This is a genomic window from Amycolatopsis sp. NPDC003865, assembly GCF_053605345.1.
This window is the reverse complement of the sequence record NZ_JBSGJA010000018.1, coordinates 218,388-237,657: the sequence shown is the minus strand read 5'-3', so window position 1 is coordinate 237,657 and position 19,270 is coordinate 218,388. Positions and strand designations below refer to the sequence as shown.

Here is a 19,270-nt window from a genome sequence, read left to right as displayed (position 1 = left end):
GTCATGGCCTACGACGTGCTCACGCGGATCGCCGACGGCCTGGGTGTCCCACGTGGATACATGGGCCTCGCCTACGACGAGGCCACGGCGTCCAACCCTGTTTCTCACTCACGACGGCGTGTGGTGGGTGCGGTCGGTCAGCGCGTCACTTCTTCAGGACCTCGATGGACGGGTAGTCCGGCATGCGGCGGAAGTCCAGCGCCGCGGACTTGAGGTTCTTCGACTTCGCCGCGACGCCCTTCTCGTCCCACACCGGGATCGAGGGCAGGTCCTTCGCGATCAGGTCCTCGGCCTGCTGGTACAGCTTGACCGCGGCGTCCTTGTCGGCCGTGCCGTCGGCCTGCGCGAGGATCGCGTCGACCTGCGGGTTCGAGTAGCTGGAGTCGTTCGAGGACCCGCCGGTCTTGTAGATCGGGTTGAGGAAGTCCTCGATGGACGGGTAGTCCGCCGACCAGTCCGAGCGGCCCATGCCGGTCAGCTTCTTGCCGGTCACGATGCTGCGCCACTGGCCGAAGTCGGTGGCCGGCACGAAGTCGCACTCGACACCGAGGGTGTTCTTGATGCTGTTGCACGCCGCGACCAGCGGTTCCTTGCGGCCACCGTCCGCGTTGGACGCGATGGTCAGCTTGCCCGTGAAGCCGGACTTCTGGAAGGCCTCCTTGGCGGCCGCCGGGTCGTACTTGCAGAACTGGCACACGCCCGAGCGCGCGCCGGGGATGCCCTGGGAGATGTAGCCGTCCGCCGGCACGTAGGTGTCGTTCATGACGGTCTTGGTGATCTGCGCGCGGTCGATCGACATCGAGATCGCCTTGCGCAGCTCGAGGTTGTTGTAGCCGGGCACGTAGTACGGCACGGCGATGGTGCTGATGCCGAGCAGGTGGCCGGTGACCAGCCGGTCACCGAGGTCCGACTTGTACTTGCCGCCCGCGACCGCCGACGGCGGCAGCGCCTCCATGAAGTCGAGCCGCCCGCTCAGCAGGTCCTGGTAGGCGGTCTCCTGGCTCGAGTAGATCTTGATGTCGAGGTCCTTGAAGTGGACCTTGTCGTCACCCTTGTAGTCGTCGTTGCGGGTGAGCTTGATGTCCTGGTTGGGCGTCCGCGAGACGAACTTCATCGGCCCGTTGCCGATGGGGTGCTGCTCGAAGCCCTTGGGGTCCTTGAAGAACGCGTCGGGCAGCGGCGCGAACGCCTGGTAGCCGACCTTGATGTCGAAGACGGAGAACGGCGCGTCGAGGGTGACCTGGAACTCGTAGTCGTTCTTCTGCACCAGGCCGGACATCTTGTCGGTGGCCGGCTTGGCGTTCTCGTCCTCGGGGTGGACGTCCTTGTACCCCTGGATGTTCGAGAAGAAGTCGGTGTTGAGCTGCCCGTTCGGGGCGTAGGCGCCGTAGTTCCAGGCGTCGATGAAGTTGTGCGCCTTCACCTCGGTGCCGTCGTGGAACTTCCAGCCCTGCTTGATCTTGATGTCGTAGACCTTGGAGTCGGTCGTGGTGATCGAGTCGGCCATCAGGTTGAACGGCTTGGCGTCCGCGCCCTTGAAGCCGACGAGCGTGGCGAACATGACCTGGATCGCCTTGGTGCCGCCGAGGTCGTTGATGTTCGTCGGGACCAGCGCGTTCTGCGGCTCGGTGCCGTAGACGCTGACCGTGCCGTCCGGGTTCGTCTCGCCGGCGCCCGCGGAGCTGCCCGACCCGCCGCCGCACGCGGCGAGCACGAGTGCCAGCGAAGTCATCACCACCGTGGGTCCCCAGAGCCTGCGCGAACGACGCATGATCCCCTCCATATCCGGTGTGTCCGAAAGGTGAGACGCACGCTATCGGGGGGCGGGAAGCTGATCACAGGACTGCGGTGTTGCAAATGTGTGACGGTCGTCGGGACCACCTGGTTGGAGCACAACCAACGTAGGAATCCGGATACTCCGGACGGCCTAGCGTGGACAGGTGGTCATCGCGCGCTCACCCACGGTTTGCTTGCGGCACAAGCCCTTTGGGGCGGCCGAACGATCGGTCGGGCGAGGAAGAGCGCGGCGCCCGGCTCCGGACCACCGGGGCCGCGTGGTCCGCACCACGGCGCCGCGGCGGCAGGCCGGCGCCCGTCCCGGTCACCGGTCAGGCGAGCGAGAGCGCGATGCCGTCGAGGATGTCGTGTTCGCTGACGAGCAGCTCCGTCGGGCCGCCCCGCGCGGCCAGCTGCTCGGCCAGGGTCTGGACCACCACCGCGCCGCCGCCGATCACGTCCACCCGGCCCGGGTGGATCACCGGGTTGGCCGCTCGCTGCGCGTGGTTCTCCGACAGCAGCTTCGCCGCCAGCCGGTCGATGTCCGCCGCGCTCAAAGTGGACAGGTGGACGCGCTCGCTGTCGTACTCCGGCAGCCCGAGCGCGATCGCCGACAGCGTCGTCACCGTGCCCGCCACACCGACCCAGGTGCGGGCGCGGGCGACGTCGACCACGTCGAACGCCTCGGTCAGGACCTTGCCCGCCAGGTCGCGGGCGGCGGCGATCTCCTCCGCGGCCGGCGGGTCGCTCTTCAGCGCGCGCTCGGTGATGCGGACGCAGCCGATGTCGACGGACTTCGCGGCGAGCACCTCGGCCTCGCGGCCGTCCCACGTGCCGAGGACCAGCTCGGTCGAGCCGCCGCCGACGTCGGCCACCACGAACGGGCCGTCGTCCGGGTCCTGCTCGCCCACCGCGCCGGTGAAGGACAGCCGCGCCTCCTCGTCGCCGGTGATCACCTCGGCCTCGACACCCAGGGTCTCGCGGGTCATGCGGAAGAAGTCGTCGCGGTTCTTCGCGTCGCGGGTGGCGGAGGTGGCGACCATCCGCACCTTCTCGACGCCCTTGCGCCGGGCGGCGATCGTGTAGTCGGCGAGCGCGGCCCTCGTGCGCTCGATCGCTTCGGGCGCCAGCTGCCCGGTGGCGTCGACGCCCTGGCCGAGCCGGACGATCCGCATCTCGCGGTGCAGGTCGCGCAGGTCGACCGTGCCGTCGTGGCGCGGCGTCAGCTCGGCGACGAGCAGGCGGATGGAGTTGGTCCCACAGTCGATCGCGGCAACACGAGGCATGCGATCACCCTAACCGGCGGGTGGCGGCCCCACGGTCGTGGTCGTCGTGGTCGTGGTCGTCGAGGTGATCGTCCCGCACGTCGGGGGTGGCGGCGTGGTCGTCGGGTTCGGCGTGGTCTGGCCGGTTCCGGTCGTCGTCGGGGGCGGCGGAGTGGTCGTCGTCGACGTTTCGGTCGTGGTCGTGACCGTCGTGGTCGGCGGAGAGCAGGCCGGCTTCGACGTCGTCGGGCTGGTCGAGGTCGTGCCCGGGGTGGTCGGCGTGGTCGTGGGCGCCGGTGGCGTCGTCGTCGGGACCGGCGGGGGCGGGATCGCCGGTGGCGCGGGGAGCGCCGCCGCGTTCGGCGCGCCGATCGGGACCGTGCTGTCCGGCACCTGCATGATCCCGTTGCGGTAGGCCTCGGCCCACAGGATCACGGTGTTCACGTACGTGTCGGAGTTGTTGTACCGGTAGATCGCGCCGCGCAGCTGGTCCGGGTTCGCCAGGTCGAAGCCGCCGGAGCAGAGGTAGCGGCCGGTCGCCAGGGCCGCGTCGAAGAGGTTGTTGGGGTCGGACTTGCCGTCGCCGTTGCCGTCGGAGGCGTAGCCCTTCCACGTCGCCGGGATGAACTGCGTCGGGCCGACCGCGCGGTCCCACACCGGGTCGGTGTCGAGCTCGCCGTGGTCGGTGTCCGGGATCGCGGCGAACCCGCCCTGGCCGTTGAGCTGCGGGCCGAGGATCGGCTCGCGGGTGGTGCCGTTCGCGTCGACGTAGCCGCCGCGCGCGTGGTTGGACTCGATCCGGCCGATGCTGGCGATCAGGGCCCAGTCGATGTGGCACGCGGGCAGCTCGCGGCCGAGGATGTCGGCGGCGTTCTTGTACGCGGCGAGCGCGGTGGCCGGGATGCCGAGGGGGCCGTCGGGGAGTTCGTACGCCGGGAGCGGCAGCGGAGTGGGGGCGCCGGGGAGCGTGCCGTCGACGGCGATCTGCTGGAGGGCGGCGTTGCCGGGGTCGTAGCCCTGGCCGAGGGCGGCGTCGCGGGTGTGGTCACCGCTGCCGCCGAGCCAGCCGAGGGTGCCGCCACCGGCTGCCAGCGCCGGGATCACCGCGAGAATGCCGGTGATCAGGGGGAACGCGGTGCGGTGGCGGAGCCCGAATCTTCGGGCGTGACTCCCGACTGCGTCAGGCAGCCGCCACACGCGCATGTCTCAGAGCCCTCCTGGCCGGATCGGTCACCTGCTCGGGTGACAGCCTGCCGTACCCGACGCGAGGTTTCACCCCTTCGAGAGTTCCGAATGGGGTTTTCGCTCACCCAGACCAGTTATCTGTTCACGACGTGCGAGCGTTACGCGGCGCAGTCACCCGTGGGCCACCCGTTCGCCTTAAGGAGCTCCAGCGTCTCGTCACCGAACGGGTTGACGCCGGGACCGACCGCGAGCGAGTGGGCGACGTGCACGTGCAGGCACTTGACGCGGCCGGGCATGCCGCCGGCGGTGACCTGGTGGCCGAGCGGCTCGATCGCGTCGCGCTCGGCGAGGTAGGTCTCGTGGCAGCGCTGGTACTGCGCGGCCAGCTCGGGGTCGGTGGACAGCCGCTCGGTCATTTCCTTCATCAGCCCCGAGGCCTCGATGGTGCCGATCATCGAGTTCAGCTTCGGGCAGGTCAGGTAGTAGAGCGTCGGGAACGGCGTGCCGTTCTCCAGCCGCGGACTGGTCTGCACCACGGAGGGGTGCCCGCTCGGGCACCGCGCGGCGACGGCCCGCAGCGCCCGCGGCGGCCGTCCAAGCTGCTCCGCGATGATCTCGCGGTCGGCGTCGGTGACGGGCTCGTACCGGTGCTGCTGCGTGCTGTTCACGCGGCCCAGGTTAGTTCAGCCGCCGGAGACCTGGTTCCAGAGGTTCTCGTACCAGGAGCCCGCCGCGGCCGGCTGCTGTCCCTGCTGGGGTGCCGCGTCCGGGGCCTTGTCCTCGGGCAGCTGGACGATGTACGGCGTCTCGCCCGGCTTGACGTACCGCAGCCGCCGCCGGGCCTCCGCCTCGATCTGCGCCGGGTCGCTCAGCTCCGCTTTGCGGCCCTGGAGCTGGGCGACCGTCTGCTGCAGCTGGGCCTGCTGGGCCTGCTGCTCGCGGATCTCGGTGCGCTGGGCGAGATAGGTGCGCAGGGGCACGGCGATGGTGAACGCCAGCGCGCACACCACGATCGCCACCACCGCCGCGCGGCGGGTGGTGGACATGCCGAGCACCTTCGCCGCACCGGACGCGCGCTTCGCCGCCAGGCTCCGGCGCAGCCGGGCCCGGGTCGTCTCCACGTCGCCGGTGCGTCGCCGGGCGGCCTCGGGACCGGCCGCCCCGGTGCGCCGCCGCGCCGCCTCGGGGCGGCGGGCCCGTGCGGTCCCACCGGCCCGCGAAGCCCCGCCACCGCCGCGGCGGTTGCGCGTCGTCCTCCCCCGGTCCGCCATCGCGGGCTCAGCCCTCGGCGCTGAACCGCGGGAAGGCCAGCTCGCCGGCGTATCGGGCGGCGTCACCGAGGGTCTCCTCGATGCGCAGCAGCTGGTTGTACTTGGCGATCCGCTCGCCGCGGGCCGGGGCACCGGTCTTGATCTGGCCGACGCCGGTGGCGACCGCCAGGTCCGCGATGAACGTGTCCTCGGTCTCGCCGGAGCGGTGGCTCATCATCGACTTGTAGCCGAACGACGTGGCCAGCGAGATCGCGTCGAGCGTCTCCGACAGCGTGCCGATCTGGTTGACCTTCACCAGCAGCGCGTTGGCGGCGCGGCGGGTGATGCCCTCCTCGAGGCGGTCCGGGTTGGTGACGAACAGGTCGTCGCCGACGATCTGGACCTTGTCGCCGATCTCGGCGGTCAGGGTGACCCAGCCGTCCCAGTCGTCCTCGCTCAGCGGGTCCTCGATGGACACGAGCGGGTAGTTCGCCAGCAGCTCGGCGTAGTAGGCCGACATCTGCTCGGCGCTCTTCTTCGCGCCTTCGAAGGTGTACGCGCCGTCGCCGAAGAACTCCGTCGCGGCGACGTCGAGGGCCAGCGCGACGTCGCGGCCCGGCGCGTAGCCCGCCTTCTCGATGGCCTGGACGATCAGGTCGAGCGCCTCGCGGTTGTTGCCGAGGTTCGGCGCGAAGCCGCCCTCGTCGCCAAGGCCGGTGGCCAGGCCGCGGCCCTTCAGCACGGACTTCAGCGAGTGGTAGACCTCGGTGCCCCAGCGCAGGGCCTCGCGGAAGGTCTCCGCGCCGATCGGCGCGATCATGAACTCCTGGACGTCGACGTTGCTGTCCGCGTGCGAACCGCCGTTGAGGATGTTCAGCATCGGCACCGGCAGCACGTGCGCGTTCGGCCCGCCCAGGTAGCGGAACAGCTCCAGCTCGGCGGACTCCGCGGCGGCCTTCGCGACGGCCAGCGAGACGCCGAGGATGGCGTTCGCGCCGAGGCGGGACTTCGCCGGCGTGCCGTCGAGGTCGACCAGCTTCTGGTCGACGATCCGCTGGTCGACGGCCTCGATGCCGACCATCTCCGGGCCGATCTCGTCGAGCACCGCGGCGACCGCCCGCTCGACGCCCTTCCCGTTGTAGCGGCCGGTGTCGCCGTCCCGCAGCTCGACCGCTTCGTGCTCACCGGTCGACGCACCCGACGGGACCGCGGCCCGCGCCAGCGTGCCGTCGTCGAGAGCCACCTCCACCTCGACGGTCGGGTTGCCACGCGAGTCCAGAATCTCGCGCGCGCCTACCTGCTCGATGAGAGCCACGCCATGCTCCTCGGTGCGTCGTGCCTGCGGTTTCGGCCCCAGCCTAGCCGTCGTGGCTGTTCACCCGTTGGAGGACTCACCGCCCGCGCGGACGGCCTGCCAGCCCGGCGGCAGCTCGACGGTCTCGGACGTCTGCTGCCAGAACGTCCAGCTGTTGCCCCCGAGGTCGGCGACGGTGAACACGCGGGCGCCGTAGGGCTGGTCCTGCGGCGGGTCGAGCTCGCCCTCGTCGCCGAGCGCCGCCTCGACGCGTCCGTACACGTCGTCGACGTCGTCGACGTAGAGGATGTTGAGCTGGCCGACCGGCCCGTCGACCCCCTTGGCCTGCCAGTAGTCCGGACCGACACCCGCGATCTGGATCCGCGCCTCGCCCGCGCACAGCGTCGCCTGGAACACCTCGCCGGCGCCGTCGCAGAACCGGACTTCCTCCGTGAACCCGAAGACCCTGGTCAGCCAGGCGAGCGCCGCGGTGGCATCGGCGTAGTACAGGTAGGGCGCCAGGCCCCGGTACGGGCTGCTCATGGCGGACAAGTCCACCACGTCCCGATCGGCGGCGTGTGCAACCCCCTCTTCCGAGGTAACGTGGGAGTGACCATGACGGACGCCGCAGCTGCTTCGCAGCCTCCCGAGGAGTCGCGGTTCCATGCCTTCCGCCAGGCCGAGGATCTGGTCGGCCGCCGCCGTCCGCTGGACGCGCTGAAGGCTTTGCAGCCCCTGCTGGAGACCGAGGCGGACAAGCCGTCGGTGCACCTGCTGGCCGGGCGCGCGTACTTCCACTCCGCGCAGCTGCGCCGCGCCGAACAGGCGTTCACGCGGGTGCTGGAGCTGGACCCGACCGACCACTACGCCCGGTTCATCCTCGGCCGGACCCTGCAGCGCCTCGGCCGGTTCGTCGAGGCGCTGGCCCAGATGCGGATGGCGTCGGCGATGAACCCGGTGCCGGAGTACCTCGAAGCGATCAGCGAGGTCAAGGCGCACATCGCGCTGCGCGACTCCTGAGGGCACCAGGGCCGATCGGCCCGGGCGGCCTCGGACTTTCGGCCGATCAACGCGGGCCCGTCGGCCGATCCGCGCGACCCCCGTGAGCGGCGAAGCTGGTTCCAGACCGAACGAGGGAGGAACCGGAAATGTCGATCTTCGCCACCTTGGGCGCTTACGCCGGGTTGCTGCTGCTGGTCCTGATGGCCGTCACGCCGTTCTTCGCCGACCGCGAGCTCTAAGGCGCGACACTCGCCTCCGCGTAGGCGTCCGCCGCGCTGAACACGTCCTGGCCGTAGGCGACTCCCGGGTTGTAGAACAGGATCGCCCGCCACCACCCCGCCGGCGTGCCGAGGTCGTCGCCGCCCGAGCACAGGTAGCGCGCCGCCGTGAAGGCCGCGTCGTCGATGTTCTGCGGGTCCGGCGCGCCGCCGTCGCCGTTGGCCCGCTCCTGGTACTTCTTCCACGTCGACGGCAGGAACTGCAGGGGCCCGATCGCGTGGTCCCACGACTTGTCGCCGTCGAGCTTCCCGCCGTCGGTGTCGTGCACCGCCGGGACGCCCGGCGAACCGTCCAGCGGCGGGCCGACCACCGGCTTCACGACGCGGCCGCTCGCCGCGATCGCCGAGAGGTCGAAGTCCCCGCGCTCGGTTTCCACCCGGCCGATGCCGGCCAGCGTCGCCCACGACAGGTGGCAGGTCGGCTTCTGCCGCTGCATCCACATCTCCGCCCGGCCGTACGCGGCGAGCACGCGCGACGGCAGGTGGGTCTTGTCCGCGACGCGCGCCGCCCACGCGTCCAGCTCGGCCTGGTCGGACACCGCGGGCCGGTCGACCGGCGCGGCGAGCCCGGCGCGCGGCGACTCGGCGCCGGGCTGCGGGCGCTGCTCCGGGATGGCCAGCGCCGGCTGGACCGGCGGCGGCGCGGCCGGCTCGTCCGGGTTCCGGACACCGATGGTGACGACCAGGATCACGCCGGTGACCACCAGCCCGAGTGCGAGGGCGATCCGGCCGACGTACCGCCGCGGTGGGCCGCCCGGGGGCGACGACGGAGGCGTGACGGTCGGCTGAGCGGTATCGGCCACCCGATCAGGTTACGGAGCCACTCAAGGGGGTCACCCGACAGCCTGATCAGGCAAGCGGAAGGTTAAAACAAGCCCACTGCCAGCGACATCACAGATTTCGTTATCGAGTCGACGCGCAGGCCCCTGACCTGCGGTTACCCTAACCTAACTTCAGGTCGATGCCCTGTTTGCCCGATTGCATCGTTTCGAGCGGGCGGGCGCGCACTGGACTTACAGGCAAGCCTTACCTAAAACCATCTCGGAAGCAGAAACTCAGGGAGGCGGACCGGTGTTGTTCTCGAGCGCGCTGATCGGGCTGCGCGAAGGCCTGGAAGCCGCGCTGGTCGTCAGCATCCTGGTGGCGTTCCTGGTCAAGACCGACCGGCGCCACGCACTGCGCTGGGTGTGGCCGGGCGTCGGCGCCGCCGTGCTGCTGTCGGTCGCCGTCGGCGCGGTCCTGACCTTCACGACCGCCCAGCTGTCCTTCGAGCACCAGGAGCTGCTCGGCGGGAGCCTGTCGATCGTCGCCGTCGTGTTCGTCACCGCGATGATCTTCTGGATGCGCAAGGCGTCGAAGAGCATCGCCGCCGAGCTGCGCGGGAAGATGGACGACGCGCTGGACGTCGGCCCGGCGGCCGTGCTGCTGCTGTCGTTCCTCGCCGTCGGGCGCGAAGGCCTCGAGACCGCGGTCTTCTTCTACTCGACCGTCCAGGCCGCGCAGGAGAACAGCGTGCAGCCGCTGATCGGCTTCGCCATCGGAATCGGGGCCGCCGTCGTGCTCGCCTGGCTGCTCTACCGGGGCGCGGTGCGGTTCAACCTGGGCAAGTTCTTCACGATCACCGGCGTCCTGCTCGTGTTCGTCGCCGCGGGCGTGCTCGGCTACGGCCTGCACGACCTGCAGGAGGCCGCCTTCCTGCCGGGGATCGGCACCCTCGCCTTCGACGCGTCGGCGACGCTGCCCGAGACGTCCTGGTACGGCGCCCTGCTCAAGGGCATCTTCAACTACTCGCAGCAGACGACCGTCCTGCAGGCCGTCGCCTGGGTCGCCTACGTCGCCGTCGTGCTGCCGCTGTTCCTCAAGCCCAGCAAGAAGACCGCGCCGGCGCCCGCCGTCGCGGCCGCCTCGAAGGAGTGACCGTGCGCAAGACCCCCTCGCTGGCCGTACTGGCCGGCGCCGCCGTGCTGGTGACGCTGGCCGCCTGCGACAGCAAGAGCGACACCGCCGGTGCCGCGGCGGACGGTGGCCCGATCAAGGTCTCGGCGTCCGACACCGCGTGCGAGGTCTCCGCCACGACGGCCAACGCGGGCAACGTCACCTTCGAGATCACCAACAAGGGCAGCAAGGTCACCGAGTTCTACCTCTACGCCGAGGGCGACCGGATCATGGGCGAGGTCGAGAACATCGCGCCCGGCCTGAACCGGCGGCTGATCGTCGAGGTCGCCGACGCCGGCAAGTACCAGACCGCGTGCAAGCCGGGCATGGCGGGCAACGGCATCCGCGGCGACTTCACCGTCACCGGCGGCGCGCCGAAGCAGGGCGACGCGAACGCGCAGAAGGCCCAGGCCACCAAGAGCTACAACGACTACATCGCCAACAACACAGCCGCCCTCGAAGAGGAGACGGGCAAGTTCGTCGGCCTGGTCAAGGCGGGCAAGGTCGACGAAGCGAAGGCCGCGTACGCCCGCACCCGCGTCTACTACGAGCGCATCGAGCCGGTCGCCGAGAAGTTCGGCGACCTGGACCCGGCCATCGACGTCCGCGAGGCCGACCTCGAGCCGGGTCAGCAGTTCACCGGCTTCCACCGGCTGGAGAAGGACCTGTTCAAGACCGGCCTGCAGGCCGGCAGCCCGCAGATCGCGGACAAGCTGCTGACCGACGTCAAGGACCTCGTCGCGAAGACGAAGACGCTGGAGCTGACCGCGCTCGACCTCGCGAACGGCGCGAAGGGCCTGCTCGACGAGGTCGCGACCGGCAAGATCACCGGCGAGGAGGAGACCTTCTCGCACACCGACCTCTGGGACTTCCAGGCCAACGTGGACGGTTCGAAGGGCGCGATCACCTCGCTGCGGCCGATCCTGCAGGCGAAGGACCCGGCCCTGGTGTCCACTTTGGACAAGGAGTTCGCGAACGTACAGGGCCTGCTCGACAAGCAGCGCGCGGGTGACGGCTTCAAGCTCTACACGGATCTTTCCCAGGACCAGGTCAAGGAGTTCGCTTCGGCCGTCGACGCGCTGAGCGAGCCGCTGAGCAAGGTTGCGGAGGTCGTGTCGAAGTGACGGCGGCAGAGGGCACGCGGGTTTCGCGGCGGAAGCTCTTCGGCCTGGCGGGCGCGGGAGTCGCGCTCGCCGGGGCGGGGGCCGCCGCCGGGATCGGGATCGACAAGGCGACGGGCAGCGCCGAGGCGGCGGTGAACACCGTCGGGTTCGACGGGGAGCACCAGGCCGGCATCGTCACGCCGACCCAGGCGAACCTGCACTTCGCGGCCCTCGACGTCACCACGAAGGACCGCGAAAAGCTGCAGCAGCTGCTGAAGACGTGGACCGACGCGGCCCGCCGGATGACGGCGGGCCAGGAGGTCGTGGCGAACGGCGCGGTCGGCGGCGGCGAGTACGCGCCGCCTGGCGACACCGGCGAGGCGCTCGACCTGCCGGCGTCGAACCTGACGCTGACCATCGGCTTCGGGCCGTCGCTGTTCGACGGCCGGTTCGGCCTGGCGGGCAAGCGGCCGCCGCAGCTGATCGACCTGCCGCTGTTCCCGAAGGACAAGCTCGACCCGGCCCGCAGCGGCGGCGACCTGTGCATCCAGGCCTGCGCGGACGACCCGCAGGTGGCGGTGCACGCGGTCCGCAACCTGGTGCGGCTCGGCTTCGGCGTCACCGAGGTCCGCTGGTCTCAGCTCGGCTTCGGCCGCAGCTCGTCGACGTCGCGGGCGCAGCAGACGCCGCGGAACCTGTTCGGCTTCAAGGACGGCACGAACAACATCAAGTCCGAGGACACGGACTTCCTGCGTGACCAGGTGTGGGCTTCGGCAGCCGACGGCCAGGCCTGGATGGCGGGCGGCTCGTACCTGGTGGCGCGCCGGATCCGGATGCACATCGAAACGTGGGACCGCGAAACCCTCGACGGCCAGCAGCAGATCATCGGCCGCACGAAGGGCACCGGCGCCCCGCTGGGCCAGACCGCGGAGTTCGACGAGCTGGACCTCGACGTCGGCGGCGCGGGCGGCGAGAAGGTGATCCCGGCGGACGCGCACGTCCGGCTGGCTTCGCACCAGGCGCTCAACGGCGTGCGGATCCTGCGCCGCGGCTACAACTTCGTCGACGGTTCCGACGGCGTCGGGCACCTCGAGGCGGGGCTGTTCTTCCTGGCGTTCAACCGGGACACGCGGAAGCAGTACGTGCCGATGCAGCAGGCGCTGTCGTCCAAGGACGCCATGATGGAGTACGTCCAGCACACGGGTTCGGCGCACTTCGCGGTGCCGCCGGGTGTCTCGAAGACCGGTTACTGGGGCGAAGGGCTCTTCGCCTAGAGCCGCGCACCGATACCATCCGCCGCATGGCCATCAAACTCGAAAACGTCGGCATCGCCGTTCGCGACCTCGAAGCGGCGATCGCCTTCTTCACCGACCTGGGCCTCACCGTCGTCGGCCGCGACACGGTCAGTGGCGAGTGGACCGACACCGCCGTCGGCCTCGATGGCAACCACGCCAAGATCGCGATGCTCCGGACGCCGGACGGTCACGGTTGCCTCGAGCTCTTCGAGTACCTCCACCCGGAAGCGATCGAGTCGGAGCCCACCCGCCCCAACGAGATCGGCATGCACCGGGTCGCCTTCTCCGTCGACGACATCGACGAAGCCCTCGAGATCGCCGCGAAGCACGGCTGCCATCCGCTTCGCGGCGTGGCCACGTACGAGGACGTCTACAAGCTCACCTACGTCCGCGGCCCCAGCGGCATCATCGTGATGCTCGCCGAGGAACTGAAGAAGAGCTGACCGGCGCTAGTCCACCTGTTCCGTCGGGTACTTGTCGCGGATGCGGGTGTTGAAGAAGCGGCCGTGGCTCGACGACGCCATCAGGTCGCGGTGCACGGACTCCGGCACCAGCCGGTACCGGTAGACGCTCTCGTTCACGAACTCGATCTCCAGGAGGTGTTCCTCCCGGTCGTAGCCGATCGACGCGATCGTCGACGAGCTGACGGCGTGGCGGCGCATGTCACTCATTATCTCCTTGCCTAAAGTCTTTAGGTAAATCTACAGTGGCTTTAGGAGGTGGCGGATGGTTCGCGTCGGGTTGACGACCGAGCGGCTGGTTCAGGCGGGCGCCGAGCTGGCCGACGAGGTCGGGTTCGGCAACGTCACGCCGTCGGAGCTGGCGCGCCGGTTCGACGTCAAGGTCGCCAGCCTGTATTCGCACGTCAAGAACGCGCACGACCTGCGGACGCGGATCGCGCTGCTGGCGCTGGAAGAGCTCGCCGACCGGGCGGCCGAAGCGCTGGCCGGCCGGTCCGGGCGGGACGCGCTGATCGCGTTCGCCGACGTCCACCGCGACTACGCCCGGGCGCACCCCGGCCGGTTCGCCGCGGCCCAGCTGCGGCTCGACGCGGAGACCGCGGCGGCGAGCGCGGGCGGGCGGCACGCGGAGCTGATGCGCGCGATCCTGCGGGGCTACGACCTGACCGGGCCGGACCAGACGCACGCGGTCCGGCTGCTGGGCAGCTTCGTCCGCGGGTTCGTCGCCCTCGAAGCCGACGGCGGCTTCGACCACAGCCCGCCCGCGGCTCCCGAGAGCTGGACCCGCCTCCTCGACGTAATCGATTCCCTGCTTCGCGATTGGCCACGCCCATGATCACCACGCCCTTGACCGACCTCGTCCGCGGCGCCCTCGAACTCGAAGAGACCCCGCGCGGCCTGGTCCCGCACCGGCTGCCGGCCCGCGCGCGGGCACAGAACACCGACCCGCGGCTCGCGATGGCCGAGGCGCAGCCCGCCGGCGTCCGCCTGCGGTTCCGCACGACGGCCCGGGTGATCGAACTCGACACGCTGCCGACGAAGGTCGAGTACCCGGGCGCGCCGCCGCGGCCCGACGGCGGCTACGACCTGCTGGTCGACGGCAAGCTCGCCGCCCAGGCGACCGCGCCCGCCGGCGTGCGGTTCGCGGACCTGCCCGGGCACGACAAGGACGTCGAGATCTGGTTGCCGCACAACGAACTGACGACGTTGGTCGCGTTGCGCACCGACGCGCCGGTCACGCCCGCTTCCCGCGCGGACCGCGTGTGGCTGCACCACGGCAGTTCGATCAGCCAGGGCTCGAACGCGGCGAGCCCGTCGGCGACGTGGACCGCGCTGGCCGCGCTTTCGGCCGGGGTCGAGCTGGTCAACCTCGGCTTCAGCGGGAACGCGCTGCTGGACCCGTTCACCGCCCGCGCGCTGCGCGACACCCCGGCGGACGTGGTCAGCGTGAAGCTCGGCATCAACGTCGTCAACGCGGACGTGATGCGGCTGCGCGCGTTCGGGCCGGCGGTGCACGGCTTCCTCGACACCATCCGCGACGGCCACCCGTCGGCGCCGCTGCTGGTCGTCTCGCCGTTGTACTGCCCGATCCACGAGCGGACGCCGGGTCCCGGCGACTTCGACCACGCGGCGCTGGCTTCCGGTGTCGTGCGCTTCCGGGCGACCGGCGAACCGGGCGACGGGAAGCTCACCCTGGAAGTGATCCGCGACGCGCTGGCGGAGATCGTGGCGCAGCGCGAGGACCCGGCGTTGCACTACGTCGACGGGCTGTCGCTGTACGGGCCCGAGGACTACGCCGAGTTCCCGCTGCCGGACGAGCTGCACCCGGACGGTCCGGCCCACCAGCGGATCGCGTCCCGGTTCGCGCCACTGCTTGACTTCAACCTCCCTTGAAGTTGAAGGCTGGTGGCATGTTCACCGAAGCAGAGCTCGAGTACCTCGCCGCCCAGCCGCTCGGCCGGCTGGCGACCCAGCAGCCGAACGGAACCCTGCAGGTCAACCCGGTCGGGTTCCGGTACAACGCGGAGGAGAAGGCCATCGACGTCACCGGCCACAACCTGAGCGGCAGCAAGAAGTTCCGCAACGTCCGGGAGAACGGCCGGGTGGCGTTCGTCGTCGACGACCTGCCGTCGACGAACCCGTGGCGGGTGCGCTGCCTGGAGATCCGCGGCCGCGCGGAGGCGCTGACCGGGGTGAACCTGCCGGACAACCACTTCGACGACGCCGTGATCCGGATCCACCCCGAGCGGATCCTGGCCTTCGGGGTCGAGGACTGGGATCGCGAGCCGCTGGAGCTGGAGAGCAACATCCGCAACGTGTGACACCCCGGACGACCGCGGCCGTGACGTGGCCGGCGGTCAGCGGCGGCCACCCCGAACGGTGTAGGCCGCCGCGCCGGTGATCGCCAGCGTCACCGCCGTCCAGGTGGCCGCCGACGTTCCGGCCGGCTGCACCATCCAGGCCGCTACCTCGCTCGTCGTGCCGTTCTTGGGCACGAAGGGCGCGATCGCCGCCCAAACCAGCGGCAGCGTCCACCCGAACTGGCCGCCCGCGACCGTCGCCGCCAAACCCGCCAACCCCAGCAACCCCGCCGCGTCACGCACGATGATCGACATGTCGACAGTCGTCGCGCCCAGCTGCTGGACCGCCAGCACCGCACCGCCGGCCGCCAAGCCGATCAACACCAGGTGTGCGAACCGGCGCACCGGCCACGGCAGCGCCGCCGTGCGGTCCAGGTCCGGGTCCTGGCCGCCGAGCCCGATCGCCGCCACCGCGATGCCCGCTGTCAGCGCCAGCACGACCGGGATCACCGACCACGAGTCGCGCGCCAGGAACCACACACCCGCCGTCGCGGCCACGAGCGCGGTGAACGCCGTCGGCACCTGCCGCGAACGCGCGTAGAGCGTCACCCACCTCATAGTGAGTAACCCGGCACGAGCGTGCCGAGCGGGTCGCCCTGGCAGGTCAGGAGCACCTGGCGCACGGCGACGATCCGGGCGAACCGGACGTCCGGGGGAAGCGCGCGGAACTTCTCCCACACCTGCTCGATGGAGCCGAACTCCCGCCTCAACCAGCTCCCGCCGTACTCGGGCAACGGCTTCAGCTCGCCGGTGAAGTACGCCGCCGCGATCATGCGGGCGCCCACGTCGGGCAGGTCGCCGTGGCTCGGTGGCACACACCCGGGCACCCCGGCGCCGGACAACACCGCGAGCCGCAGGGTGCCGGCGTCCGCCGTGAGCAGATCCTCGTCGCGCTGGAAGTTCAGGTAGACGACGCCGGGATCCCGAGCCGGCCGGGAGACGAGGGACCCCGACGCCATCTGTTCCTCGATCCGGCTGGGCGCGCCAGGCAGCTTCGCCAGCATGGCCAGCGCTTCCCGGCCCGGCACGGCCAGCGCGGCCAGCCTGTCCTCGTGCGCCCGGCTGACGCAGATCGGCCCGTCACAGACCTTCTGCGCGGCAACGCCGTCGGGAACCAGGAGCCCGTCGGCGGACGCCGGGAACACCGGCAGGGCGATCGCGACGCCGGCCACCACCGGGAGCAGGCCGAGGAGCCGGGCCCGCACGGAGTTCGCCGCCAGCACCAGGAATCCCGTCACGGCCAGCCCCGCGAACCACACCGCCTGCCCGAGGTCCACCGAACCCGCCGTCGTCACCAGCGAACCCCGTGGCTGCCCGAGAGCCGGCGCCAGCAACCCGAACCGGCTGTACGGCATCGACAGCGCGGCCCCTTCGAGCGTCGTCCAGGCCAGGATCGACCCCACCAGTGTCAGCACGGCCAGCGCGGGCGCGGTCAGCGGGTGCGGCAGCAGCCGCCCGGCCGCCAGCCCCACCCAGCTCCCCGCCACCACGGCGAGCACGCCGACGAGGACGACCGGCACGAAGCTCGCGGAGACGAACCCGCCGTGCCCGAGCACCTCCACCAGGCCGGTGCCGAACACCACCAGGAACCCGAGCGCGCTCAGCAGCCCCACCGCGCCCGCCAGCCGGATCGCCCGGTGCCAGCCCGGCCGGGACGTCGTGGCCAGCAGCTCGACCATGCCGGAGCGGCTGTCGCGCATGCCCTGGATCGCCCCCGCGCCGACGACGATCGGCCACAGGAACACCAGCAGGAACCGCAGCCACAGCGCGGTCGTCGTCGTGTTCGCCGTCCACGGCGCGGGCACCTTCCACCACGGCCCGGACAGCAGGAACAGGAAGCCGAGCGCCACCACGAGCAGCGCCAGCCCGGCCCAGGGCGCGATCGAGCGCCGCAGCTCGGTGCGCAGGATCATCACCACGCCCCCTGGCCCGGCCGGTGGTCCAGCAGCGCCGAGTAGCCGCGCTCGATCGGGCTGTCCCCCACGTGCTCGGCGGTGCCGGCCGCGGCCAGCTCGTCCGGTGTCCCCTGGAACACCAGCTTGCCCTCGGCGAACAGGACGACGTCCGAGCACGCCGTCGCCACGTCCTCGACCAGGTGCGTCGAGATCAGCACGCACGAGTCCTGGCCGAGCTCCTGCACCAGTTCGCGGAACCGCACGCGCTGGGCCGGGTCGAGCCCCGCGGTCGGCTCGTCCAGCAGCAGGATGTCGGGGTCGTTGACGATCGCCTGCGCGATCCCGACCCGCCGGACCATGCCGCCCGACAACGTCTTCATCCGGTCGTCCGCGCGCTCGGCGAGGCCGACCCGGTCGATCGCGCGCTGCACCGCACCGGGAATGTCCTCTTTGGACATCTCCTTGAGCCACGCGATGTACTCGACGAACTCCCGGACGGTGAACCGCTTGTAGTACCCGAAGTGCTGCGGCAGGTACCCGATCCGGCGGCGCAACGCACGCCGCTCCACGCCGCCGAGCAACGTCAACGTGCCCGACGCCGACGGCAGGACCGTCGCCAGCGCGCGGATCAGCGTCGTCTTGCCCGCGCCGTTCGGCCCGAGCAGGCCGTGCACCCCCTTGCCCAGGGACAGGTCCAGCCCGTCCACCGCCAGCTTCCGCCGCCCTACCCGCACCTTCAGCCCGTCCGCCCGGATCTCCCAGGCGTAGGTCGACGGCGCCACCTCGGCTGCTCCGACTGCCCGCATCTCTTCCTCCCTAGTGGTGCGCGCCGAGCCGGGTGAACGCCGCCCTGCGCAGGACGACGACCACCGTGGTCAGCGCGAAGATCCCCGCCCACACCGGCAGTGCGCCGGTGCTGAGCGCGAAAGCGTGCTCCGGGACCGCGAGGCTCGGCAGCGCGATGACCGTGACCCACACCCCGAGCAGCGCGTACGCCGCCCGGCTGATCCCGATCAGCCCGCCGAGCGCGAGCGTCCCCGTGGTGAACGCCAGGCTCGGCACCAGCCAGAGCCACGGCGCGGTGCCGGTGAGCCACCCGGCGACGCCGAGCGCCGGCAGGACGACGGCGAGCACCGCCACCGTCCGCCGGGCGACCAGGTAGAGCCCGGCCCGCGGCGTCGCCGTGACGACCTCGTACGCCGGGTCGAGCCCCCGCGCCCACGACGCCGCCACCCCGAGCACCGGCAGCACCGGCGCGAAGAGCTGCACGCCGGTCACGTCCTTCAGCGCGACGTGCCAGAGCTGGTCGAGCCCGAGCGCGATCAGCATGACCAGCACGATCATCCCCAGCCACGGCACCATCGCCGGCGTGACCCACGTGTCGAGCCACCGTCGCCGGCGCGGCCGCGGCTGCGGGACCAGCTCGACGGCGACCCGCTCCCAGACCGCGTCGACCACCGGCCGCACCGGCGCCACCGCCGCGAGCCGCGCCCGGCACGGCGCGCAGGTCTCGAGGTGGGCTTCGAGGGCCCACAGCCGGTCACCGGGGAGGTCGTCGCCCGCCGCGTACCCGGCGATGAGCCGATCCGACGCATGGTTCATGACAACGCCTCCCGCATCGCGATCCGCGCCCGGCGGGCACGGGTCTTGACGGTCCCTTCCGGCAGCCCGAGCAGCACGGCGGTCTCCCGGACGGTCAGCCCGTCGAGCACCATCGCCTGCAGGACCTGCCGCAGCTCCGGCGCGAGGTCGCGCAGCGCGTCGCCGACGTCGTCACCCATCGTCGCCGCCAGTGCGATGTCTTCCGCCGCCGGCACGGATGCGACGTCGAGCGCCACCTCCGCCGGCACTTCGGCCTGGCGCGCCCGGCGCCGGAACGCGTCGACCAGCCGCCGCGCGGCGATCGTCCACACCCAGCCGACCGCGGTGCCCCCGGTCGCGGCGCCCGCGAACGAGCCGGCCGCCCGCCACACGGCCAGGTACGTCTCCTGCATGACTTCGGCGACGACCTGCTCGTCCGCGCACCGGCGGCGCAGGCGCACGGCGAGCCAGGGCGACGTGCGGCGGTACAGCTCTTCGAACGCCGCGCGGTCGCCCTTGGCCGTGCGCCGCACGAGGTGCTCCTCGTCGGCGTCCTCCAGTGGCGGCTTCCTCACACCAGGCAAGACGCC

22 protein-coding genes and 1 pseudogene are annotated in these 19,270 nt (G+C 71.3%); 9 read left to right on the top strand and 14 right to left on the bottom strand.

What is annotated here, in order from left to right:
* Positions 1–204 (top strand): annotated as a pseudogene (locus ACWEVP_RS35770) (transcriptional regulator); the annotation flags it as partial.
* Here ACWEVP_RS35770 and ACWEVP_RS35765 read toward each other — a convergent pair.
* The 7 genes from ACWEVP_RS35765 to ACWEVP_RS35735 all read right to left on the bottom strand — a co-directional run bounded on the left by ACWEVP_RS35765 (position 146) and on the right by ACWEVP_RS35735 (position 7,313).
* A complete protein-coding gene (locus ACWEVP_RS35765) occupies positions 146–1,771 on the bottom strand; it encodes a peptide ABC transporter substrate-binding protein (protein ID WP_452066990.1) in 1,626 nt (541 codons plus the stop codon). The pseudogene ACWEVP_RS35770 and the gene ACWEVP_RS35765 sit on opposite strands and share 59 nt — an antisense overlap.
* Positions 1,772–2,108: 337 nt before the next feature.
* Entirely contained in the window at positions 2,109–3,062 is a 954-nt protein-coding gene (locus ACWEVP_RS35760; RefSeq protein WP_452066989.1) for a Ppx/GppA phosphatase family protein, read from the bottom strand.
* Between the two features lie 9 nt (positions 3,063–3,071).
* On the bottom strand, positions 3,072–4,244 hold the full coding sequence (locus tag ACWEVP_RS35755) for a lytic transglycosylase domain-containing protein (RefSeq protein ID WP_452066988.1): 1,173 nt from the start codon (positions 4,242–4,244) through the stop codon (positions 3,072–3,074).
* 140 nt (positions 4,245–4,384) lie between these two features.
* Positions 4,385–4,894 carry a DUF501 domain-containing protein gene (locus tag ACWEVP_RS35750; RefSeq protein WP_452066987.1) on the bottom strand — a complete coding sequence of 170 codons (510 nt, stop codon included), beginning with the start codon at positions 4,892–4,894 and terminating at the stop codon, positions 4,385–4,387.
* Positions 4,895–4,909: 15 nt separating this feature from the next.
* Entirely contained in the window at positions 4,910–5,272 is a 363-nt protein-coding gene (locus ACWEVP_RS35745) for an FtsB family cell division protein (protein ID WP_364452528.1), read from the bottom strand.
* A 232-nt stretch (positions 5,273–5,504) separates the two neighbouring features.
* Positions 5,505–6,791 carry a phosphopyruvate hydratase gene (gene eno, locus ACWEVP_RS35740; RefSeq protein ID WP_452066986.1) on the bottom strand — a complete coding sequence of 429 codons (1,287 nt, stop codon included), beginning with the start codon at positions 6,789–6,791 and terminating at the stop codon, positions 5,505–5,507.
* A 60-nt stretch (positions 6,792–6,851) separates the two neighbouring features.
* A complete protein-coding gene (locus ACWEVP_RS35735) occupies positions 6,852–7,313 on the bottom strand; it encodes a VOC family protein (protein WP_452066985.1) in 462 nt (153 codons plus the stop codon).
* Between the two features lie 72 nt (positions 7,314–7,385).
* Between ACWEVP_RS35735 and ACWEVP_RS35730 the strand changes: the two genes are divergently transcribed.
* On the top strand, positions 7,386–7,790 hold the full coding sequence (locus tag ACWEVP_RS35730; RefSeq protein ID WP_372664581.1) for a tetratricopeptide repeat protein: 405 nt from the start codon (positions 7,386–7,388) through the stop codon (positions 7,788–7,790).
* A gap of 217 nt (positions 7,791–8,007) precedes the next feature.
* On the opposite strand, the gene ACWEVP_RS35725 is transcribed toward ACWEVP_RS35730, so the two are convergent.
* Entirely contained in the window at positions 8,008–8,754 is a 747-nt protein-coding gene (locus ACWEVP_RS35725) for a murein transglycosylase (RefSeq protein ID WP_452067003.1), read from the bottom strand.
* A 367-nt stretch (positions 8,755–9,121) separates the two neighbouring features.
* On the opposite strand from ACWEVP_RS35725, the gene efeU reads away from it, so the two are divergent.
* Genes efeU through ACWEVP_RS35705 form a run of 4 tightly spaced genes read left to right on the top strand, consistent with a single transcriptional unit; the run spans position 9,122 to position 12,826 of the window.
* Entirely contained in the window at positions 9,122–9,967 is an 846-nt protein-coding gene (gene efeU / locus ACWEVP_RS35720) for an iron uptake transporter permease EfeU (RefSeq protein ID WP_452066984.1), read from the top strand.
* The gene (gene efeO, locus ACWEVP_RS35715) at positions 9,964–11,109 is read left to right on the top strand and encodes an iron uptake system protein EfeO (protein ID WP_452066983.1); all 1,146 of its coding nucleotides are present in this window, start codon (positions 9,964–9,966) and stop codon (positions 11,107–11,109) included. The genes efeU and efeO overlap by 4 nt, the downstream gene beginning before the upstream one ends.
* Positions 11,106–12,362, top strand: coding sequence for an iron uptake transporter deferrochelatase/peroxidase subunit (efeB, locus tag ACWEVP_RS35710; protein ID WP_452066982.1), 1,257 nt, complete (start codon positions 11,106–11,108; stop codon positions 12,360–12,362). The genes efeO and efeB overlap by 4 nt, the downstream gene beginning before the upstream one ends.
* Positions 12,363–12,388: 26 nt before the next feature.
* Positions 12,389–12,826: a VOC family protein gene (locus ACWEVP_RS35705; protein WP_452066981.1), complete on the top strand. Its 438-nt coding sequence runs from the start codon at positions 12,389–12,391 to the stop codon at positions 12,824–12,826.
* 6 nt (positions 12,827–12,832) lie between these two features.
* Here ACWEVP_RS35705 and ACWEVP_RS35700 read toward each other — a convergent pair whose 3' ends face one another.
* On the bottom strand, positions 12,833–13,045 hold the full coding sequence (locus tag ACWEVP_RS35700) for a KTSC domain-containing protein (RefSeq protein ID WP_452066980.1): 213 nt from the start codon (positions 13,043–13,045) through the stop codon (positions 12,833–12,835).
* A gap of 64 nt (positions 13,046–13,109) precedes the next feature.
* Here ACWEVP_RS35700 and ACWEVP_RS35695 point away from each other — a divergent pair, with 64 nt between their 5' ends.
* From ACWEVP_RS35695 to ACWEVP_RS35685, 3 genes are read left to right on the top strand one after another with little or no spacing between them, the layout of a single operon-like run.
* Complete coding sequence (locus ACWEVP_RS35695; RefSeq protein ID WP_452066979.1) at positions 13,110–13,679, top strand: TetR/AcrR family transcriptional regulator; 570 nt, start codon at positions 13,110–13,112, stop codon at positions 13,677–13,679.
* On the top strand, positions 13,676–14,737 hold the full coding sequence (locus ACWEVP_RS35690) for an SGNH/GDSL hydrolase family protein (protein ID WP_452066978.1): 1,062 nt from the start codon (positions 13,676–13,678) through the stop codon (positions 14,735–14,737). Before ACWEVP_RS35695 ends, ACWEVP_RS35690 begins: the two co-directional genes overlap by 4 nt.
* Positions 14,738–14,754: 17 nt before the next feature.
* Positions 14,755–15,165, top strand: a complete 411-nt coding sequence (locus ACWEVP_RS35685; RefSeq protein ID WP_452066977.1) for a PPOX class F420-dependent oxidoreductase — start codon at positions 14,755–14,757, stop codon at positions 15,163–15,165.
* 36 nt (positions 15,166–15,201) lie between these two features.
* Here the strand turns inward: ACWEVP_RS35685 and ACWEVP_RS35680 are convergent, their stop codons facing one another.
* The 5 genes from ACWEVP_RS35680 to ACWEVP_RS35660 are packed head-to-tail and all read right to left on the bottom strand — an operon-like array spanning position 15,202 to position 19,255.
* The gene (locus ACWEVP_RS35680) at positions 15,202–15,762 is read right to left on the bottom strand and encodes a hypothetical protein (RefSeq protein WP_452066976.1); all 561 of its coding nucleotides are present in this window, start codon (positions 15,760–15,762) and stop codon (positions 15,202–15,204) included.
* Positions 15,759–17,117, bottom strand: a complete 1,359-nt coding sequence (locus ACWEVP_RS35675) for a hypothetical protein (RefSeq protein ID WP_452066975.1) — start codon at positions 17,115–17,117, stop codon at positions 15,759–15,761. Before ACWEVP_RS35675 ends, ACWEVP_RS35680 begins: the two co-directional genes overlap by 4 nt.
* Entirely contained in the window at positions 17,117–17,905 is a 789-nt protein-coding gene (locus tag ACWEVP_RS35670; RefSeq protein WP_452066974.1) for an ABC transporter ATP-binding protein, read from the bottom strand. Before ACWEVP_RS35670 ends, ACWEVP_RS35675 begins: the two co-directional genes overlap by 1 nt.
* Positions 17,906–17,915: 10 nt before the next feature.
* The gene (locus ACWEVP_RS35665; RefSeq protein ID WP_452066973.1) at positions 17,916–18,701 is read right to left on the bottom strand and encodes a zf-HC2 domain-containing protein; all 786 of its coding nucleotides are present in this window, start codon (positions 18,699–18,701) and stop codon (positions 17,916–17,918) included.
* A complete protein-coding gene (locus ACWEVP_RS35660) occupies positions 18,698–19,255 on the bottom strand; it encodes an RNA polymerase sigma factor (RefSeq protein WP_452066972.1) in 558 nt (185 codons plus the stop codon). The genes ACWEVP_RS35665 and ACWEVP_RS35660 overlap by 4 nt, the downstream gene beginning before the upstream one ends.
* Positions 19,256–19,270: the final 15 nt, after the last annotated feature.

Bases quoted from the DNA above. Each gene is read 5' to 3' on its own strand.
- ACWEVP_RS35765 (WP_452066990.1), bottom strand. From the start codon at position 1,771: ATGCGTCGTTCGCGCAGGCTCTGGGGACCCACGGTGGTGATGACTTCG.
- ACWEVP_RS35760 (WP_452066989.1), bottom strand. From the start codon at position 3,062: ATGCCTCGTGTTGCCGCGATCGACTGTGGGACCAACTCCATCCGCCTG.
- ACWEVP_RS35755 (WP_452066988.1), bottom strand. From the start codon at position 4,244: ATGCGCGTGTGGCGGCTGCCTGACGCAGTCGGGAGTCACGCCCGAAGA.
- ACWEVP_RS35745 (WP_364452528.1), bottom strand. From the start codon at position 5,272: ATGTCCACCACCCGCCGCGCGGCGGTGGTGGCGATCGTGGTGTGCGCG.
- ACWEVP_RS35735 (WP_452066985.1), bottom strand. From the start codon at position 7,313: ATGAGCAGCCCGTACCGGGGCCTGGCGCCCTACCTGTACTACGCCGAT.
- ACWEVP_RS35730 (WP_372664581.1), top strand. From the start codon at position 7,386: ATGACGGACGCCGCAGCTGCTTCGCAGCCTCCCGAGGAGTCGCGGTTC.
- ACWEVP_RS35705 (WP_452066981.1), top strand. From the start codon at position 12,389: ATGGCCATCAAACTCGAAAACGTCGGCATCGCCGTTCGCGACCTCGAA.
- ACWEVP_RS35700 (WP_452066980.1), bottom strand. From the start codon at position 13,045: ATGCGCCGCCACGCCGTCAGCTCGTCGACGATCGCGTCGATCGGCTAC.
- ACWEVP_RS35695 (WP_452066979.1), top strand. From the start codon at position 13,110: ATGGTTCGCGTCGGGTTGACGACCGAGCGGCTGGTTCAGGCGGGCGCC.
- ACWEVP_RS35690 (WP_452066978.1), top strand. From the start codon at position 13,676: ATGATCACCACGCCCTTGACCGACCTCGTCCGCGGCGCCCTCGAACTC.
- ACWEVP_RS35685 (WP_452066977.1), top strand. From the start codon at position 14,755: ATGTTCACCGAAGCAGAGCTCGAGTACCTCGCCGCCCAGCCGCTCGGC.
- ACWEVP_RS35680 (WP_452066976.1), bottom strand. From the start codon at position 15,762: ATGAGGTGGGTGACGCTCTACGCGCGTTCGCGGCAGGTGCCGACGGCG.
- ACWEVP_RS35675 (WP_452066975.1), bottom strand. From the start codon at position 17,117: ATGATCCTGCGCACCGAGCTGCGGCGCTCGATCGCGCCCTGGGCCGGG.
- ACWEVP_RS35670 (WP_452066974.1), bottom strand. From the start codon at position 17,905: ATGCGGGCAGTCGGAGCAGCCGAGGTGGCGCCGTCGACCTACGCCTGG.
- ACWEVP_RS35665 (WP_452066973.1), bottom strand. From the start codon at position 18,701: ATGAACCATGCGTCGGATCGGCTCATCGCCGGGTACGCGGCGGGCGAC.